The 19,988-nt window shown below is 48.6% G+C and carries 15 protein-coding genes and 1 tRNA gene; 3 read left to right on the plus strand and 13 right to left on the minus strand.

Features of this window, described 5'->3' with window-relative positions:
• Window positions 1-62 precede the first annotated feature (62 nt).
• From trmB to BMW93_RS27780, 7 genes are all read right to left on the minus strand, one after another.
• A complete protein-coding gene (trmB, locus tag BMW93_RS27750) occupies window positions 63-722 on the minus strand; it encodes a tRNA (guanosine(46)-N7)-methyltransferase TrmB (protein WP_090384161.1) in 660 nt (219 codons plus the stop codon).
• 14 nt (window positions 723-736) lie between these two features.
• Window positions 737-2,038: a folylpolyglutamate synthase/dihydrofolate synthase family protein gene (locus tag BMW93_RS27755; protein WP_090384165.1), complete on the minus strand. Its 1,302-nt coding sequence runs from the start codon at window positions 2,036-2,038 to the stop codon at window positions 737-739.
• Between the two features lie 7 nt (window positions 2,039-2,045).
• Window positions 2,046-2,972, minus strand: coding sequence for a hypothetical protein (locus tag BMW93_RS27760; protein ID WP_090384167.1), 927 nt, complete (start codon window positions 2,970-2,972; stop codon window positions 2,046-2,048).
• 106 nt (window positions 2,973-3,078) lie between these two features.
• Window positions 3,079-4,146, minus strand: coding sequence for an SPOR domain-containing protein (locus BMW93_RS27765; protein ID WP_090384169.1), 1,068 nt, complete (start codon window positions 4,144-4,146; stop codon window positions 3,079-3,081).
• 30 nt (window positions 4,147-4,176) lie between these two features.
• Window positions 4,177-5,847 carry a TonB-dependent receptor gene (locus BMW93_RS27770; RefSeq protein WP_090384171.1) on the minus strand — a complete coding sequence of 557 codons (1,671 nt, stop codon included), beginning with the start codon at window positions 5,845-5,847 and terminating at the stop codon, window positions 4,177-4,179.
• Between the two features lie 41 nt (window positions 5,848-5,888).
• Entirely contained in the window at window positions 5,889-8,900 is a 3,012-nt protein-coding gene (locus BMW93_RS27775) for a tetratricopeptide repeat protein (protein WP_229240872.1), read from the minus strand.
• 160 nt (window positions 8,901-9,060) lie between these two features.
• Window positions 9,061-9,312: a hypothetical protein gene (locus BMW93_RS27780; RefSeq protein ID WP_090384176.1), complete on the minus strand. Its 252-nt coding sequence runs from the start codon at window positions 9,310-9,312 to the stop codon at window positions 9,061-9,063.
• 49 nt (window positions 9,313-9,361) lie between these two features.
• Between BMW93_RS27780 and BMW93_RS27785 the strand changes: the two genes are divergently transcribed.
• Window positions 9,362-10,375 carry a lipopolysaccharide assembly protein LapB gene (locus tag BMW93_RS27785; RefSeq protein ID WP_229240874.1) on the plus strand — a complete coding sequence of 338 codons (1,014 nt, stop codon included), beginning with the start codon at window positions 9,362-9,364 and terminating at the stop codon, window positions 10,373-10,375.
• A gap of 25 nt (window positions 10,376-10,400) precedes the next feature.
• Here BMW93_RS27785 and menD read toward each other — a convergent pair whose 3' ends face one another.
• The 6 genes from menD to BMW93_RS27815 all read right to left on the minus strand — a co-directional run bounded on the left by menD (window position 10,401) and on the right by BMW93_RS27815 (window position 17,646).
• Window positions 10,401-12,113, minus strand: coding sequence for a 2-succinyl-5-enolpyruvyl-6-hydroxy-3-cyclohexene-1-carboxylic-acid synthase (menD, locus tag BMW93_RS27790; protein ID WP_090384180.1), 1,713 nt, complete (start codon window positions 12,111-12,113; stop codon window positions 10,401-10,403).
• Between the two features lie 83 nt (window positions 12,114-12,196).
• The gene (locus tag BMW93_RS27795) at window positions 12,197-13,060 is read right to left on the minus strand and encodes an RNA polymerase sigma factor RpoD/SigA (protein WP_015810559.1); all 864 of its coding nucleotides are present in this window, start codon (window positions 13,058-13,060) and stop codon (window positions 12,197-12,199) included.
• A 63-nt stretch (window positions 13,061-13,123) separates the two neighbouring features.
• On the minus strand, window positions 13,124-15,265 hold the full coding sequence (pnp, locus tag BMW93_RS27800) for a polyribonucleotide nucleotidyltransferase (protein ID WP_090384182.1): 2,142 nt from the start codon (window positions 15,263-15,265) through the stop codon (window positions 13,124-13,126).
• Window positions 15,266-15,378: 113 nt separating this feature from the next.
• The gene (gene rpsO, locus BMW93_RS27805; protein WP_031527901.1) at window positions 15,379-15,654 is read right to left on the minus strand and encodes a 30S ribosomal protein S15; all 276 of its coding nucleotides are present in this window, start codon (window positions 15,652-15,654) and stop codon (window positions 15,379-15,381) included.
• A 103-nt stretch (window positions 15,655-15,757) separates the two neighbouring features.
• A complete protein-coding gene (locus BMW93_RS27810) occupies window positions 15,758-17,254 on the minus strand; it encodes an LptF/LptG family permease (protein WP_090384185.1) in 1,497 nt (498 codons plus the stop codon).
• Window positions 17,254-17,646, minus strand: a complete 393-nt coding sequence (locus BMW93_RS27815) for an START-like domain-containing protein (protein WP_090384188.1) — start codon at window positions 17,644-17,646, stop codon at window positions 17,254-17,256. The genes BMW93_RS27810 and BMW93_RS27815 overlap by 1 nt, the downstream gene beginning before the upstream one ends.
• Before the next feature lie 197 nt (window positions 17,647-17,843).
• Here BMW93_RS27815 and BMW93_RS27820 point away from each other — a divergent pair.
• Window positions 17,844-17,917, plus strand: a tRNA-Met gene (locus BMW93_RS27820).
• Between the two features lie 127 nt (window positions 17,918-18,044).
• Entirely contained in the window at window positions 18,045-19,823 is a 1,779-nt protein-coding gene (locus tag BMW93_RS27825; RefSeq protein ID WP_090384191.1) for an ABC transporter ATP-binding protein, read from the plus strand.
• Window positions 19,824-19,988: the final 165 nt, after the last annotated feature.

A 19,988-nucleotide genomic window follows, 5' to 3' on the forward strand; every position in this document is an offset into this window, starting at 1 on the left:
CTTTCATACAAAAGGCCCGTTCCAGCATTTGCCGGAACGGGCCTTTTTCTTTGCTGCCGATATTATACCAACTGCGCTTTAATGTACTTAATGGTATAACCTTTTGCGGTAAAAATTCCCTCGTAATGCGTGCGAACGCCGTGATGCTCATCCAGCAAATGCGACTGGTACAGATCGTACGTGTGCTCGATAATGCGGAAATTCGGTGCCTCGCCAAGCGTCTGCAGAGTGTATTCGTAAAGAAAATCACTGTCCGTTTTGAGAAAGAACATCCCTCCCTCCTTCAAAAACGTGGCATATTTGGCCAAAAAGCTGGGATTGGTGAGCCGGTATTTCTCATTACGGTCGCGTACCTGCGGATCGGGATGGATGAGCCAGATCTCGCTCAGTTCGCCATCTCCGAAAAACTCGTCTGAATATTGAATGCCTGCACGAAGAAAAGCCACATTAGAGAGATTCTGTTCTGTGGCCAACGCACTCCCGCGCGCAATCCGGTCACCTTTGATATCGACCCCGATAAAATTCTTTTCCGGGAATTTACTGCCCAATCCAACCGTATATTCTCCTTTACCACAAGCCAATTCCACTACAATCGGGCCTTCGTTGTTAAAGTATAGCTTATTCCAATTGCCTTTTACTTCCGAATAAAGCGGTTTCCCCGCCTGAACTACATTTTCTGCCTGCTCACTAAACTGGTAATGATGTAACTTTCTTCTTGCCATTATACTTGTATGCTCTATAAACTTTCAATATCTGCCACTACAAAGGTACTACCGCCGACGTAAATTGCGTCCATCGGCGCAGAATCCCCGATAGCTTCTTCCAGGGCTTCGTTCACATTTCCGAAGGTCTTCCCTATCAAACCATGCTCCAACGCCTTCAACCGCAGTTCTTCCGCCTTTAACGCCCGCATATTGGAAGGTTCGCAGAAGTAATATTCGGCGTCTTTCGGAAACAGCGACAACATGGTAGAAATATCCTTATCGCCGACAAAACCGACCACAAACCGCTTCGTTCCCTTGCAAACCGTATCAAATTGCGCCAGAGTGATGGTAAGACCGGCCGTATTATGTGCCGTATCACAGTAAACGTCAGGGTTTTGGCGCAACTGCTGCCAGCGCCCTTTCAGCCCGGTAATCGCGCTGACCGATTGCAACGCCCTTCTGACAGAATCATCGGTTATCTTCCAGCCTTTCGCAATAAGAACTTCCTTGGCCGCCCACACGCCGGTAATGTTTTTCAACTGATAAGCCCCCGTGAGGTCCGCTGCAAGTCCATTCGAGACGACCGTTCCGGAGATTTTATTCTTTACATCCACCAGCATCTTGCCTTCCGCCAATGTCATAAAACTGACCTCGTACACATCCGACGCGAACGTTAACGGAGCACCTGCGACTTGCGCGGCAGCGGTAATGACGTCGCCGATCTCGGCATTCTGGTATTCACTGACGACTACGGGCACATCGCTTTTAATAATACCGGCCTTTTCGCCTGCGATTTTCCCCAGCGTATCACCCAGAAACTGCATATGGTCGAAGCTGATATTCGTAATCACCGACAATTCCGGTGTGATGATATTGGTGGAATCCAGCCTACCGCCCATGCCTACTTCGATCACCGCAACATCCACACCGGCCTGTTCGAAATAGGAAAATGCCATCGCAACCGTCACCTCAAAGAAGGATGGAGACAATCTATCAATGTTAGATTTTTGATCATTAACAAAGTCGACAATGAATTCTTCGGACACGCACGCGCCATTTACACGTATGCGCTCGCGGAAATCCTTCAAATGCGGCGAAGTATAGAGCCCTACCCGGTATCCCGACTCTTGCAAGATCGCCGCCAGCATGTGCGAAGTACTTCCTTTACCGTTTGTGCCGGCCACATGGATGGTAGGATATTTGTCCTGCGGATCGCCCAGGGCTTTACACAACTCCCGGGTAGTATGAAGGCCCGGCTTGAAAGCACGGGCCCCGATATTCTGAAAAACCGGTAACCTGTCGTACAGATATCCGATCGTTTCCTGATATGTCATCTAAGTATTAACGTGAACGTATTTTAAAGGTGATGGTACCGATCGATTCGTCGGGTACGTTGGCCGATTTTGGTACGAAAGTAAGGTCTCTTACTGCGGCTTTGTACTTATTGACAACCGCATAGTCGGTAACGGTTGTCGCCTGGGTGATCACACTTTTCACGCGACCGTTTTTATCAACAGTGATTTTAAATGTAATATCGCCCGTAGCATCCGAATTATCGTCCACAACCGGTCTTCTCGACCAGCTCCAACCCGAGAGATTAAGGCCAACATTGGTGCCTCCACCGCCGCCTTCTCCCTTGTATGTTTTTGCAAAAAGGCTTCCGGTTTTGGACCCTTTGTCACCCACACCTTCCGCATCGTCGCCGTTGTTATTGCCGCCGATGCCGGTTTTGGTACCGTTCGTGCCGTTGCTTCCCGACTTGGCGCCGGATGATTTGCTGAATAATGCGTCTTTGTTGACGGCTTTCTCAGGCGCAGGTTTCGATACCGGTGCCGAAGCATTTTCGCTGCCTGTCGATTTTTTAACGTCAGTCTTTTCGGGAGCCTCCACCGGGCTCTCTACCTTCGAAGTGATCGCAGGCTTCTCTGCGACGGTTTTTGCGGGCTTAGGCGACTCTATTTTAGGCGGTGTCGGAGGCGTCGGCTTAGGTGTGGCTACCGACTTCACTTTTTTGACCTCCTCGGCATCCGCTTTCATGTTCTCCCTTACCTTGCTATCGTTAGGCTTATTGTAGGTCTGAACATCCCCTTTCCCCACTTTGCTGGTCCCGTAGTTTACTTCCACGAACAATTCCATGGGTTCGATTTTGGGAAGTGAGGAGCTGAGCCGGATGAAAAAGAATGTGCCTAATATGGCAGCGGTAATCCCAAAGGACCACGCCCAAGATATTGCGATTCGCTGCCGGTCTTCTGCCTGTAATGTGATCATTTATCAATCTGGGTTTTTCTTTCGGAAAACGTAAAAGTAGTAAAAAACGTATGTAACAAAAAAAGGAGGCCAAAGACCTCCTTTCTGTATTCCCAGGTTTAAAACCCTATTTTTTCTTGAAAACCCAACCCGCCTCGCCAATTACTTTTTTCAGTTCGTTCGAAGCGCGGTAGGCATCGGTTTCATTGTCAAACCCATCGACGGCTACTTTCACTTTCTTGCTGCGTTCGTCGCCCGGGATGATCAATGCTTTCGTAAATCCTTTTTTTGTCAGTTCTGCGAGTAAAACATTCGCCTGTTTCGTCCCTTTGAATGCGCCGGCGATTACGTAAAACTTTGCCGAAGCAATTTCCACGGGCTTTGCCTCGATAGCGGCGGGAGCCGGTGCCGGTGTGCTGGCAACTGTTTCGACAGGATTCACAGGGGCCGAGTCAACGGGCATTGAATCTACCTTTGCAACGATCTCCTCTCTTACCGGTGCGGGCTCGGGCGTTTTCACTTCTTCGCTCTTTACAACCGTCGTTTCAACGGCATCTTTCCGGCTGAACATTTCGGAAAAGGGGTTCAGCGTGCTTTTAATATATTCATTTTCCGTGTTGACCAGGAAAAAGCTCAATCCACAAAGCAGACCGGCGATCACCGCTGCCGCAGCCCAGCCTGTCCATCGACGTGGCCGTGCTTCTGTTTCCAGTTCAACCACTTCAACGTCGTCGCTGATGTATTGGGCTGAGTTTAATGCAGCAACCGGGCGGGCTTGAACTTCAACGGTTTTGATCTTTTCGAAGCCGTACCATTCATCTTTAAAGTACTTTCCGGTGTTAGGTTCAAACACCAGCTTGCCTTCCACGTTCTGTTTGAACTCCCCGATGCCGGTAATGCTGGCTTCTCCATGAATGTCCAGACCGGATCTCAGGCGGTCGGTGTAGCCTTTGACATACTCAACCGCATCCGCATGCGTCACCTTCTCATGGCGCGAAATGTAGTTCGCCAGCAGGCCGTCATCCAGTTTTAGGTACTCATTAAATGCAAGTCTTTTGACAGGCGGTGCGAAAATGCCAGAATTACCGTCATAAACCGCAGGTACCTGATGCGAAAGCAAGGCACCGAAGCCGGGAATGATCACGAATTCGTACTCTCCAATGAGTTTCCGGATGACTGTTTCGACTGCTATCATGAAGTTGAGATTGGTGTTAACTCAGCGAAGTTAAAAAGAAAAAGACAATCCCGCAATAAAGTTCAGCCCCTGCTGCGGGTAGTACTGATACCGCTGGTAACGTTTGCCCAATACGTTGTTCAGGTTCACAAATGCAGAGAAGTTCCTGGTTAACAGGTAGTCGATTTTAAGATTCAGATCCGCGATCACCGGTAGTTTGGTGACTTCTCCCGTCTGAAAATTTTTCGCTTTCAACCCTCTCAACATATAAAAATCCGCCGTCACAAAGAGCTTTTTGCTGATGGTAAGGGCATTGAACCAGTTCAAAGTAAGGTCCGGGCGGTGCCACGGTTCTTCCACCTTATCCACTGCATAATCGAAGAAGTTGGCTTTCAATGATGTTTTGAACAACTCGTTGAAATTGTAGCCAGCCTGCGCCGAAATCGTCAGCACCTTGGTTTTGCCCGGGTCATAAATGGCCGAGAAACGGGAGGTGTCCGACAGCGAGTTGTTATAGGAATAAAAGTTCTTGTAGGAAGTATAGGCCACTTTACCTTCATAATTGATGCCCGTACCTCTTTCGCCTTTCACCCCCGCACTGATATCCGAAGTCTTTTCGGTATTCATCACCAAAACATTCGGTCCCAGCCACTGGTTTTCGCTCAGCATGCTTCTCAGCGTGTTCCGAACGATATCGCCATTCCAGCCGGCAAAAATGTGCAGGCCGGAAAACGGTGTTACGTCGAGATTTACCGCTGGAAATGCTTTCGTACGGTTAATGTCGAGGTGGCTATCCGTCTCGTTAACAGCGTTAATACCCGCTGAAACCGAGAACATGTCGTTCACGTACTTGAATGTAGGTTTAACGCGGAACAGGTTGCGGTTGTAAGTAAAGTAGTCGACACGCTGCGAAACGTACGCATCGGCTTCGAGCATTGCGAAGAACGTTTCCGAAATCGGTACCGAGGCCGTCAGGTTGGTCCCCCAGTCGATTTCCGACGCATTATAGCGGTCCTTCAACGTGTTCAGCCCTGTTTTTACCGAGTAATCCACCAGCACGGAAGCATCGGTATTTTCAAAGCCGAGGTTAAAGCCAAACTGGTTAATCGTCTGACGGATCGTATCACGGTCCACCACGACACCTTCGGGCTGCGGTTGGTAGCCGTAGAAATAGTAGTTTTTGCGGTTAAAATTGAAGCCTGCGTCGACTTTGTACTTCGAACGGATGTACTTTCCGCCAATCTTGAACCCTGTGGTCGCATTCGCTGAATTTTTACCATCCACCGGGCCATTGGCAGCCGAAAGGTGTTTCAGCTGCAAGGTATAAGCGAGGTCCTCCTTCGGCCTTCCGCCGACGAACAGCTCGCCCAGGAACCGGCCATAGTTACCGCCGCCTGCTTTCACATAGTTGTTCAGCACATCGGGCTCGTCTTTGCGGCTCTGCTCGTCCGACGACGCGGCTACTGCCGGTGTCAGTTTCGGGGAAGCGAGATTGAGTTCCGGATCGACGATCTGGTACGACACTTTCTTTTTGCCGGTCTCGCCCTTCACAGGCTGTACTTTATCGAACACCCGGTCGGCCGGGGCAAATTCTATGCTTTTGTCTTTTAAAATCTCGTATGTCTGGCTTTCAATCTCTCCTTTCTGCGCAACCGCGAACTGGGAAGTGAATCCCAGCGCAAGCAAAAACAATGAGGAACGTAATATCTTGGAATGCGTCATGGTAACGGGTTTTTCTGTTTAATGAAACCGTAGTTCACGGGTTACTTTTCAATTTTGTTCAACTTCTCCTTGGCCAATTCAACCGCCTCCTTGTCATCGGAATTCTCGATAATTGAATTGAGCGTCGCCTTTGCCTGAACCTTCTCGTTCATGCCCACGTACACATCCGAGAGCAGGATGAACGAGCGTGCGCGCCAGAAGTCGTATCCTTCGAAATTTTTACCCAATTCGATGATGGCTGTTTCCGCTTCCTTGTATTTTTTCTCTTTGTAAAGGACCATAGCCGACCAGTAGGCCGCTTCCGCACCGAATTCATCCTTGGATGATGCCGATACTTTCCTGAATTCTTCGCCCGCCTTTTTCAGATCGCCTTTTTCGTAAGGCACCTTTCCGAGGTAAAGCTGCGCCTTCCCCAGGCTGGCCGGAACGATATTGCCCAAGTTGATAATCTCCTTCGCGTAATACAGCGTCGAGTCGTAGCTCTTTAAAGTGAAATAGGTGTCCATCAATCCGGTCCATGCCGTTGCCTGGTCCTTCTTGTTTTCAGCATTACGCGACAGAATGCGGAAGCTCGTTACCGCATTGTTAAAGTTGCCGCGGCCAATTTCCAATTCTGCCGAACGCTGCGCCGCCGCCCCCACAAATTGTGAACGGTTTTGCTGGACCACTTTACTGTAAAATTGAAGTGCTTCATTCACACGATTTGTTTTATCATACGAAGAAGCGATGAAGTAAGTAGCATCGTACTGATGCTTGCTCGCCGGATAGCTTTGCAGGAAAGCCTGCAAGGCCGAGATCGCATTTTCGTATTTCTCAGCATAATACAGGTTCCGCACGTTATCGAACTCTACGCCTTCGAGTTTCTCGTTACCCGGGTTGCTTTTGCGCACGACGCCCAGCACCTGGTTGAACTCTTCTGGGCGCCCGACAGCCGAATAGCTTTCCTGGATACCTTCCAATGCACTTTCCGCAGATGGTGAATCCGAATATTCTGTCAGGATCTTGCGGAAATCGACAATCGCCTGCTCGTACACCTGCAAGTTGTAATAGGATTGCGCGCGGCGAAGCAATGCGGCCGGTATTAAAGTGCTTTTCGGTTTTTCGTTGATCATACGCGTAAACCCTTTCACCGCCGCTGAATAGCTCTGGTTCTGAAAATCGATGTCGGCGAGCTGGAAGTACGCATTATCCAAATGCTTCGACTGCGGGTACTGGCTGATCAGCAACTCGAACTGACGTTTCGCTTCCGCCTCGCGGTTCATGTACACGTATGCGCGGGCCTTTTGGAAAATTGCGTAGTCCTTATCAACCTTACCTTTCGCAGCCACCTGCTCGTAGGTACGAATCGCCTCATTGTAATTTTTGGCAGCAAGGTAGCAGTCGGCCAGCCTCGCGTGGGCATCCTCGATCATGTCCGCCTCCATTCCTTCGATGTTATTGGTAAAATCGCGGAAGTAAGGCAGCGCCTGGCTATATTTTTTCTGGTTATAGTAAATGTATCCCAAAGCATAAAGGCTCTTTTTCGAGTAAATGCCCGCTTTCGGGTTCTTGGCAATCTGGTTGTACAACGTCGCCGCTTCGTCCACACGCTTCAAACCGTAAACCGATTCCGCTTTATAGAACGATGCCGAGTTGTACAGCTCCACATCGATCGGGAATTTCAGCGACTTCTCGAACATCTCTATCGCCTGGTCGTAACGTTGTGCATTGAAATCCGTCACGCCCTGGTTGTAAGTCAGCCTCTGATAGGTACTATTTATTTTAGCATTACGCGATTTCAGCCCCTCAATGTACTTTATAGCTTGTGAACTGTTGCTCGCGCTTGCATACCCTTCTGCCACCAATTCGGTCGCTTCCTCCGTATGCTTGCTTTCAGGGTACTTTGTCATGTAATTGTTCAGCTCTTTTACGGCATCGGTGTTATTACCGAGTTCCAGCTGCACTTTTGCATGGTTATAAGCGGCTTCTTCCTTTACAAGCTGATTGAAGTCCAATGCCGCTGCGTTACCGAACGACGTTAAAGCATTACTTAAATTAGTCGTCTTTAAGTTGCTGATTCCCAGTATGTATGAAGCGTACTGCGAAACAGAATCCTTGCCATTTCCAACAGGCTTTAACGTGGTAATTGCCCCTTCAAAGTTGTTATTACGGAACTGTGCGTGACCGTAATGCAATGCCACTGTCGGCGGAATCGCACCCGGTCGCATACGCTTGTAGCGCTCGTAAGCTTTCACTGCATTAGCATAGTCGCCTTTCTCGTAGTACACTTCTGCTACATACAAGGCCACATCGTCCAGCTTCGTATTGCCGCGTTGGGCACCGAGGATACGCTCGCCGTATGCCAGCAACTCATCGAACTTTTTAAGCTGGTAAAGCGAAGAAATGATCCAGTTGGGAGCTTCGTTCTTATAATAGGGATGTTCCTCAATCCGCTTGAAATCCTGGTAAGCCTCCTCGAAGTTATTTTTTTGGTAATTGATCACGCCGGCGTAGAAAGAAGCGTCGCCCGCATTCTCGAAACCGACCTCGTTTTTTACCTGATTGAACAGTGGGAGTGCCTGGTCCGGCTGCTTGGTATTATAATAGGCCATCGCAAGCCGGTAGGTGCTTTCCAGCCGCCCCGCTCCTGCCCCCGGCAGGTCTACCGCCTTTTCGAGGTACGTGATGGCTTTTTCATAATTGCCGCTTTCATAATAGTACTTCCCCAGATCACTGTAAATAAGCTGTGCTTTGGGGTGTTCTGCGTGGTTTTTGACAAACCTGTCAACCTGCACTTCGGCCTCTGGATAATTGAGGTACAGCCCTGTTACAGCCACATAATACTCGGCTGTAACCTTATTGTAGTCGCTCGTACTGAGCAACTTATCCTGCGTATTCAGGAACTCGCCGAATTCCTGTCTTGCAGCCACGTAATTGGACTTTGCATAATATTCGAGGCCGTTGCGAAAGTGTGCTTCCGGCTCCGTAATACTAAGCGTATTCTGGGCTACTACGGAAGACGCGCCTACACATACAAACATGCCGATGGTGGAGGCGCTGCGTTTAAAAACCATAGATACTGAGTTGGTGGAGTTTTGAATTAAGTTGTTGTGGTCTGCCATATCCTGACAAAAGAATATTTTGGTGCTCACTTACCGCTTAAAATTGTTTGCTATCTAACGAAAAGCATCTTAAAACCGTATACGTGCGCGCGTCGGAAATACCCTGTCTGGCTTAAAAAAGCACATTATGGCGGATCAGCGTGTCGTTAAAATCGGCATGCATCGCGTCGAAGCGGGAAGCAATCGCCTGGGTGAACGCTTCGTCCATACAGGCTTCGAGCTCGTCCGTCGACGTTACTTCGTAATCATCGATTTTGTAAGTTTGCTCGTACATTCCCGACTCAATCTTGATAATGTACTTGCTGTTCCATTGGTAAAGGCCGATTTTGTAGCGAGGGTTAGGGATGTCCTTGATGTACCTCATAACTGGTGTTGTTACTTTTACTAATTATATGTTATTCAAATTCAATACATTGATTCAGCTACTTTTTTTAGTACTAATATTACTAAACTGCACGAGCCAGAGCAGGAAGGATGCTGCCGATTTTTTTCTGAAAGGCAATCAGGCCCTTGGTCAAAAGAATTATGCCGAGGCATTACGACTGTACGACGAAGCAATTGCCAAAAATGCAGATTTTTCGGACGCCTATCTCAACAAGGGAATAACTTTGTTGAAATTGGGGCGTCATGAAGATGCCTACGAGATTTTAACAGAAGCGATCCGCGTCGATCCTACGTTGACACAGGCAAATCTCGTGCGGTCGGAAGCAGCACTCGATCTAGGCCGCTTAAAGGAAGCCCGGGAGGATCTGACCCAAATTGAAAAGCAATACCAGGACTCCACCCGCTTCCATCTCGTGAAAGGCAACCTGCTCGACGCGGAAGGCAACCCATCACTGGCTATTCCGGAATACGACGCGGCGCTTCGGCTGAGCAAAACAAATGTAGAGGCCTATGTGAACCGCGGCGCTGTGTATTACCGCCTGGGTTCTTACACCGAAGCCAGGCTGGATTTTGAAACCGCCGTCGCGCTCGACCCGGCACAACCGCAGGCACTGAACAATCTCGGACTTATCGCTTCAAAAAACAGGGAATGGCCGCAAGCCATCGCCTACTTCGACCAGGTACTCGGGCGCAACCCAGCCGAACCCTATTCTCTCAACAATAAAGCCTATGCCTTGCTGCAAACCGGGAAGGAAGAAGAAGCCCGCATATTGATTGAAAAATCGCTGGATAAGCTGCCAAAGAACGGCTATGCGCTGCGCAACCTGGGCATCTATTATCAGCGAAAGGGCGATGTTTTCCAAGCGTTGAATGCCTTCAATAAGGCCATCGAAATCGCCGAGCCTGTGGAATTGCTCTACGGATTGACCGGGCAGGCTTACTTCGCGCAAAAAAATACGGCAGAGGCGTGCAGAATATGGAAGCAGGGAGTCGTGCTGAAAGACTCCCTGGCTATCGCCGAAGCGGCAAAAAATTGCAGGTAGCGGCCGTATTGCATTCCGTTCCTGGTTAGTTATGCAATGCACGTTTGAGCACCTTCCAGGCCTTTGTATTTTCGACGGGATCGGTGAAGCCTTCCAGCAATGCGATCCCGTCGAAATTCAGAAATTCCTTCACTGTGCCTTCCGAGCCTTCCAACTCGGAAACACGGAAATATGCAATTCCCGAGTCCTCGCACGTACGTTGCGCGGAAAACGAATGTCTGGTCTCGAAAAAAGTCTCCAGCTCCGGCAAATTTCCCGGCCCGTCGATCATCCGGAATATGTTCCCACCCGCATTGTTGAGCACCACGATTTTAAGGTTCTGCGGCAGGTTGTCGATCAGCAGGCCATTCCGGTCATACAGGAATGCGACGTCGCCCACGATCAGTAATGTCGGTTTGCCATTCACCCGCGCCGCACCGACGGCGGTGCTCACACACCCGTCGATCCCGCTCGTTCCCCTGTTCGCGAACACGCCCGACCAGTCGTTGTCCGTCGCAAGGACATTGGCGTAGCGCACAGACATGCTATTGGCAATATGTAACTGATACTGATTTTTAGTATACTTAAATATTAAATCTAACAAAGTTAAATCATTGAACATTGATAGATTTCGAAGGATTTCATGCTTCTTTTGCCGGGCAGCGCGCTCGTGTTCTAACCATAACGAGTGAAAAGAAGTGTCATGACCCAGGTCTGAATTCTCAACAAATGATTGATAATCAAGCTTCTCGAATAGTATTTCGAAGAACGCAGCCGCTTTCCCCCGAATAACCCTCGTAACAGACTGGAACGGATCGGCCAGAAAAGCGTCGTCACTGATGTTCCAATGGTACTTTGGTGGGTTTTTACGAATGAACTGCTTGAATTCCTTCGAGAGAAACGACATTCCGAAAGTGACCAGCAAATCGGGCCCTAGTTTTTGGGCATTTTCTGCGCTTAAAAACAGGTCGTGGTGGTGGATGAATTCTTCGCCCGAGAGATTCGCGATGCAATCGCCCAGGATCGGGATCTGCCATTCCTCAGTAATGCGTCGTAATACCGCATTCAATGCGGCGTTTGGCTTGTTCTGGCCACCGGCTATCAGGATTTTCGGTGCATTCTCCCATTCATCCAGCAGCTCTTCCCACACCGATTGCGGCCACACGATTTCGCTTTCCTGCCGTTTGATAATCCTTACCTCGTCCGAAATCCTGAAATCCTCCCCTGCATCCGGATAAAACGGTTCGCGTATCGGTACATTGATATGCACAGGGCCGTTTGGGGCAACAGAAGCCAGGTTAATCGCCTCGTTGGTGATCCGGTTGATTGCCCACTGCACATCGGCATGCGCGTAATCCGGTGAAACTTCAAAGGAACGCTTCACGTGTGATCCAAAAATACCTGTCTGATAGATCGTTTGGCCATCATACTGGTGCTGCCATTCCTTAGGGCGGTCAGCCGTCAGCACGAGGAGCGGAATTTGCTGAAAAAATGCCTCAGAAACGGCCGGAGCGAAGTTGTAGGCTGCACTACCCGAGGTACATATCAAAACCACGGGAGAATCGATTTGCTGGGCCATTCCGAGGGCGATAAAGCCCGCCGAGCGTTCGTCTATGCATACGTGCGCCTGGAAGCCCCCGTGGCGCGCAAATGCGAGCGTGAGCGCGGCGCTGCGCGAGCCCGGAGAAATTACGACATGCCGGATGCCCTGCCGGTAGCAGATTTCGGCCATGTCGATCAAAGGTTGTAAAATAGCCATGGAAAACTTCCTTGTCTGAAAATGAAAATAGCCTCCCGAAAGAGGCTATTAAAGTAATTAGAAGGTTTGCATTTGAATATGCATTAACCCAAATAGGTTTTCAAAGCTTTGCTTCTCGAAACGTGGCGCAATCTGCGGATCGCTTTTTCTTTGATCTGGCGCACGCGCTCACGGGTGAGGTTGAACTTCTCCCCGATCTCTTCCAAAGTCATCGCATGCTCGCCATTCAGGCCGAAATACAGGGCGATCACGTCCGCCTCGCGCTGCGTAAGCGTACATAATGCGCGCTGTACCTCTTTGCGGAGCGATTCGTTCACCAGTCCTGAATCCGGTTTGTCTTCCAGATCGTTTTCGAGAACGTCCAAAAGGCTGTTTTCTTCGCCCTGTACGAATGGAGCATCCATAGAAACGTGGCGACCGGAGATCTTCATGGTATCAACTACCTCTGACGAAGAGATTTCCAGTACTTCCGCCAACTCCTCCGGCGATGGTTCGCGTTCGAAACGCTGTTCCAGCTCGGAGAAAGTTTTTGAAATTTTATTCAGCGAGCCTACACGGTTGAGGGGTAAACGTACGATACGTGATTGCTCCGCCAATGCTTGCAGGATCGACTGACGAATCCACCAAACTGCGTATGAAATGAATTTAAAACCCCTTGTTTCGTCAAAACGCTGTGCTGCCTTGATCAGACCGAGGTTGCCCTCGTTGATCAGGTCACCCAACGACAAGCCTTGATTTTGATATTGCTTTGCAACGGACACCACGAAACGAAGGTTCGCCTTGGTCAAACGTTCCAAAGCCAACTGGTCCCCGTCCCTGATTTTCTGAGCTAACGTCACCTCCTCATCCGGCGTTAGCAAATCCACCTTACCGATCTCCTGCAAATACTTATCTAATGATTGACTTTCACGGTTGGTAATTTGCTTACTGATCTTTAGCTGTCTCATCTATGTCTTTATTAAGTATGTTATATAACGACGTTTACCGTTCCTGCCTAGAAGAACACTGAATTAATCTTTTTTGTTCTCAGGCTTTGGTAACAATACTTTGCGTGAAAGGCGGTATTTGCCGGTTTTCTTGTCGATTTCGACGAGTTTCACCTGCACTTCTTCCCCTACTTCCAGAACGCCGTCCATTTTTTCGAGGCGTTCCCACTTGATCTCGGAAATGTGCAACAAACCGTCTTTGCCGGGAAGGAATTCCACGAACGCTCCGAAAGGCATAATCGACTTCACTTTACCAGAATAGATTTCACCGATTTCAGGTACCAGAATGATGCCCTTAACACGTGCAACTGCCTTGTCCATGGAAGTCTTATCGGCAGAGAATATACTTACGAAGCCTGCGCCATCTTTCTCTTCGATAGAGATCGTTGCGCCGGATTCTTTCTGAATATCCTGAACTACTTTTCCGCCTGGTCCGATCACCGCACCGATCATTTCGCGGTCGATCTTGATCACGATTGCGCGTGGCGTGTGAGGTTTCAGGTCAGGACGGCTTTCGGTAATGGTTTTGTTCATCTCACCGAGGATGTGCAGACGGCCCGCTTTGGCTTGCATCAAGGCTTCTGTCAGTACTTCAAATGAAAGGCCGTTCACCTTCATATCCATCTGGCAGGCAGTGATACCTTCTGCTGTTCCGGTTACTTTGAAGTCCATATCACCCAGGTGATCTTCATCACCAAGGATATCGGAAAGAACCGCGTATTTGCCTGTTGCTTCGTCGGAGATAAGACCCATTGCGATACCGGATACGGGTGCTTTGATTTTCAGACCTGAGTCCATCAATGCAAGTGATCCTGCGCATACAGTCGCCATCGACGACGAACCGTTGGATTCGAGGATATCGGATACGATACGGATGGTATAAGGGTTATCCTCCACGGGCGGCAACACTTTTTTGAGTGCACGCAATGCGAGGTTACCGTGACCAACCTCACGACGGCCAGGACCGCGGTTAGGCTTCACTTCTCCGGTTGAGAAACCCGGGAAGTTATAGTGCAAAAGGAATTTGCTGTAACCGTATTTCAATGGGGTGTCGATGATCTGCTCGTCCTGCTTGGTACCAAGCGTCACGGTAGTCAGCGATTGTGTCTCTCCACGCGTGAACAGCGCAGAACCGTGTGCGTTAGGAAGAAAATCAACTTCCGAAGCAATTTGCCTTACTTCGTCCAGACGACGGCCGTCAAGACGCGTTCTTTCATCCAGTACCAGGCGGCGTGATGCTTCCCAAACCAGGTCATTGAAATAGCGCTTCGCGAGTCCTTCGTTGAATTCCGGCTTCTCTTCTTCCGTAATAGTTGTTTTGAATTCTTCCCAAACAGCTTTGAAACCGTCTTTTCTTACGGTTTTGTTGGTAGAGCCCAATTGCGTTACCGCATATATCTTACCATAAGCAAACTCGCGCAGACGTGCTTCAAGCACCTCGTCAGCAGGATCGCCTACGTATTCTCTTTTTTCAGTTTTACCCACTGCCGCTTCGAATTCCTTCAATGCAGCACATTGGTCCTTGATAACTGCGTGTGCTATTTTAAGCGCCTCGATCACTTCCTCTTCCGATACTTCGCTCATTTCACCTTCCACCATGGCGATGTCATTATACGTCGCACCTACCATCAGGTCAAGTGTTGCATTTGCCAATGCAGTTGTTCCCGGGTTAATCACATATTCGCCATCGATTTTCGCAACGCGAACTTCTGAAACCGGTCCGCCGAAAGGAATATCCGATGCCGCCAATGCAGCCGATGCAGCCAATGCAGCGAGTGCATCCGGCAATGCTTCCGCGTCGGCAGAAATCAAAAGAATGTTTACTTGTACTTCCGCATGGTATTCCTCAGGGAAAAGTGGGCGCAGAACGCGGTCCACAAGGCGGCTCGTCAATACTTCGTGATCCGACAACTTGCCCTCGCGGCGCTGGAAGCTTCCCGGAATACGTCCCGCAGATGCGAATTTTTCCTGGTAATCAACCGACAATGGCAGGAAGTCGAGACCTTCCTTAATATCCTTGTTAGCAACAACCGTAGCGAGTAGCATCGTGTTACCCATTCTCACTACCACCGATCCATCGGCTTGCTTGGCTAATTTTCCTGTTTCAATTGTGATTTCCCTGCCGTCCGGTAAGGTTATAGTCTTCGTAACTATATTAAAGAGCATAGAATATTTGATTTTTGTAGCTGTGAAACGCCATTCTGACGTTCCGGTAAGTTCTTGTTTTTTCCGCAAAAAATCAGGGAACTTTCACATATGTAAAGTTCCCTGATTTAAAATTACTTACGTATGTTCAATTCGGCGATGATCGCACGGTAGCGATTGATGTCTTTTTTGTAAAGATAATCCAACAATCTTCTGCGCTTTCCTACCATTTTGAGGAGGCCCAGACGTGTATCATTATCTTTCTTGTGCGTTTTGAGGTGCTCGTTCAGATAATTGATACGGTACGTAAATAAAGCAATTTGTGATTCAGCAGAGCCGGTGTCACCGCTCTCCTTTTTAAAACCTTTCGATTCGAAGATCTCGCTCTTCTTTTCCGCGGTTAAATACATGATTGTAACAACAGATTAAAGTGATATGTAGTAATTACGGCACCTTGCCGCAAATAAAGTTGCAAAAGTAGGCTTTTTAAACCGGTTTTTAAAATAATTTAAATTAATTATGAGTCATAAGCTCCGTTTTCCCGAATCTACTTGCCCATTTCGACTTAATTCTTTTGTAAAACATTTGGTAAACGTCCTTGTCGAACAACCGCGAATCGCTGCGTGCACGATCGATAAAGTACATACCCGCCGCAAACAGAATGGTATTCGCCATCCACGCGCCCACGGGCACGGCTACCAGCCCTTCCTTCACCCATTTATCTCCTTGGTTGGTCAATACATACAACAGGATAAAGAAAAGGATCGAAACCAGGACCGGCACCCCGAAACCGCCTTTCTTGATGATGGCCCCCAGTGGCGCGCCTATCAGGAACATGATCAGGCAGGAAAGTGCCTGTGTGAATTTGTGGTGCCTTTCCAGCTCGTATTTACTCGCATCCTTCAATTTGCTTTGCAGATATTCCTGCTGCGATTTGATGTAGCTCAGCATGCCGTTCGATGCCGCCCTGGTATTCATCAGGATATCCTTTTTCAAACTATCGGAAACCGGCCTGGTCAGCAGCGAGTCGATCCATTTGCCGCTCTTGAGCGTTTTGTCCGTCCCTTCGCGGTAGTTATAGGAATAATATTGCTGACTGCCGGAAACAAGGTTTTTCTTCGTTTCCTGGTAAGAAGTGCGCAGCGAATCCGCGGTGGCCGTCAGATCGCTGATGTTCTTCATAAACTCGTGGTATTTGAACTGCCCCTCGTCGGTACGCTTCATACCAAACGACGAAAGACTTTCCGTAAGGCGGTAATGATTGAACGATTGGCGGTTGAAATTGGAATAGGGCGTCTGCGTACCGGTGGGGGATGAAATGTACACAGGCCGCGAGCTGCCCGAACCCTGCTCGTCGGTATACCGGGTACCGTTGTACAGCTCGATCACCAGGTAACGGTTGTCGTTAATAGCATACATCCTCCCCGAGTCGGCCAGGATGATTTCGGTATTTCCCAACTCGTACGAACGGCTGTTGTGCTTATAGATCACCATGCCGATCATCTTGCCGTTTTCGAGCTTTTCATCCACTTTAATACTGTATCCCGGCAGGTCATTGTAAAAAATCCCCTCTTTGATCTTCAATGTGGCCTTGGTAGTTTTAATATCGTACAGCAAACTATACCCTTTCAGGTTAGCCCAGGGCGACACGCGGTCGTTAAAATAAAAGGAGAAGATGCTGATCCCGACGGCGACGACAAACATCGGCAACATCGCGCGGACGACAGAAATACCGGCACTTTTGATCGCTGTGAGCTCAAAGAATTCGCCCAGGTTCCCGAATGCCATCAGCGAGGAAAGCAGCATCGCGAGCGGCAATGCCGTAGGTACCGTAATGAGGCTAAAAAAGAAGAATAGCTGTGCATAGTCCGTGACATTCAGGTCCTTCGACACGAAGTCATCTATGTAAAAGATCATAATCCGCATCAGGAAGACGAACACCACGACCGACATTGTAATTACAAAAGGTCCCCAAAAGGACGTCAAAATAAGCTTGTCCAGCTTTTTCATCAACTACCTACTATTTCTCTTAAATTATCAATAAATCCTTCCCACAATGAATGAAGCTCGTCCTTGTCTCGATTCGAAGAGTAGTCGATCACGCGCAAAAAGGTTGTCTGGGTTAACTCGCTAACTTCTAATTTTAGTTCCAGATGGTTGTTATCAAGGCCATCGTCACTGGTGTCCTCAAAATCGAAACGAACTGCTTTATTAATCCTCAGCCCCGTCTGCCGGGCAATATGGCTGTCGCCGTCCCATTGGAAATCGAAGCGGTGATCGGGCAGCACAGTGACCCTCTCGGCAAACCATTGTTGCAGTCCCGAGGGCGTGGAAATATATGGAAAGAGAACTTTAGGAGAGGAACGCAATTCAAATTCGGTAACAAATTTATATTTTTCCATATGTGCTGAAATTAAAGGACCGCCTCGTTAGTGCTTGCCTTATGTGCTGATTTAAAAGTTGTAATATAACATAAATCGACAATAAATGCGTGTAAATTTAAAATTGTTGTTTCAAAAATATGCGAAATTTACGCTAAAAATGGGCAAACGGGTTGCATCGTAATATTCTTTAACATACTTTTGCACCACAATACGACGGCGGGGTAGCTCAGATGGTTAGAGCGTAGGATTCATAACCCTAAGGTCGGCAGTTCGATCCTGCTCCCCGCTACATTGCTGAAGACATCCCTCCCGGATGTCTTTTTTTATTTCCGCCATTTTGTGCCTTCTCGAGAATTAAATTCCGTCTGTTTGGGTTTACAGTAATTGGTAACACCACCGATTCACATCACAACTGTATGAAATTACTAATCCAATACCTGAGCAGGTACAAGGCCCTTATACTCCTGGCCCTCGTTATGGCCGCTATCAATCAGGTATTTTCTCTGCTCAACCCTTACATCCTCGGTAACTTCCTGATCGACCCGTACGCCAACAAGGCCGCGGAGTTCCGCACAAAAGGGCTCGACAACGAATTTTTGAAAGGTATATCAATGGGCCTGCTGATGATTATCGGCGTAGCGATGGTTTCCCGCATTGCCAAGGCATTCCAGGACTACCTGGTGAACGTAGTGATCCAGAAATTTGGCGCTGCGCTCTATACGGACGGCCTCCGGCACGCATTGCGGCTCCCGTTCCAGGATTTTGAAGACCAGCGCTCGGGGGAAACACTCTCGGTCCTTCTGAAAGTCCGGGCCGATTGTGAGAAGTTCATTCTGAATTTCGTCAATGTACTGTTTTTCACTTCGGTAGGTATCGTATTTGTGGTGGTGGTCGCATTCAGGCTCAGTCCGTGGCTGCCGCTGATATACCTCGTCGGCTCGGTCATCCTGGCGTTTCTGACAAGCGTTTTGAGCCGGAAGATCAAGACGATCCAGAAGAATATCGTGAAAGAAACCACTGCATTGGCCGGTTCTACTACCGAGTCTTTACGTAATATCGAGCTGGTGAAGAGCCTTGGATTAACGCAACAGGAAATCGGTCGGCTCAATACGACTACCTACAAAATCCTGCAACTGGAACTGAAAAAGGTTAAAAGCATCCGTTCGGTAAGTTTCATTCAGGGAACGTTCGTCAATTTTCTACAACAATGCGTGATGTTCGCATTGCTGTTTTTCGTATTCCGGGATAAGATTACCGTGGGGCAAATGATGATGATGCAGTTCTACTCCTTCTTCATATTCGGACCATTGCAGGAACTGGGCAATGTCATCCTCTCCTACCGCGAAGCCGAGGCTTCTTTGAACAACTTGCAGACATTGCTCGCCCGCCCGGTAGAACACAAACCCGCTAATCCTGAAATCATTACCGATATTAAGGACTTACAGTTCGACCATGTGAAGTTTCAGCATCAGTCTGCAAAGCGCCCGGCTCTGGAAGACATTTCGTTTAATGTAAAACGAGGGGAAACGATTGCATTCGTCGGCCCGTCGGGTTCCGGCAAAACTACTTTGGTGAAGCTGCTCGTAGGGCTGTACCAGCCGATCGAGGGTTCCGTTTTTTACAATAATGTGAATGGCAAAGAAATCGATTTTGACGAGATCAGGCATAAAATAGGCTTTGTAACGCAGGATACGCAACTTTTTTCGGGTACTATTAAAGAAAACCTGCTATTCGTAAATCCGGAAGCGACCGACGAGATGATCAGCGACGTCCTCATGAAAGCGGCTTGCTATAACCTGCTCGCCCGCGCCGAGAACGGTATCGACACGGTGATCGGTGAAGGCGGTTTGAAATTATCAGGCGGCGAGCGCCAGCGCCTCTCCATTGCCCGCGCGCTCCTGCGTAACCCGCACCTGATCATTTTCGACGAAGCCACTTCCGCCCTGGACTCACTCACCGAAGAAGAAATATCGAACACCATCCGCGACATTACCGACCAGCGTCAGCACATTACCGTCATGATCGCCCACCGACTTTCGACCATCATGTACGCCGACCGCATTTATGTCCTCGAAAAAGGTAGTATTGTCGAAACCGGCAGTCACCAGGCATTGCTGGAAGAAAAAGGCCTCTACTACGCCATGTGGCGCCAGCAGATTGGCGAACGGAAGGATGAGACCGTGCTTTCGGCTTAGGTTTTGAATTTTGAATGAGTGAATGACTTAATTTTGAATGAGTGAATGACCGAATGATTGAATGAGTGAATGACCGAATGATTGAATGAGTGAATAAAATATTTGGTCATTCAATCATTCGGTCATTCGGTCATTCAGTCATTCAATCATTCGGTAATTCATTCA

Origin of the sequence: Dyadobacter sp. SG02 (assembly GCF_900109045.1) — a bacterium.
GTDB lineage: Bacteria > Bacteroidota > Bacteroidia > Cytophagales > Spirosomataceae > Dyadobacter.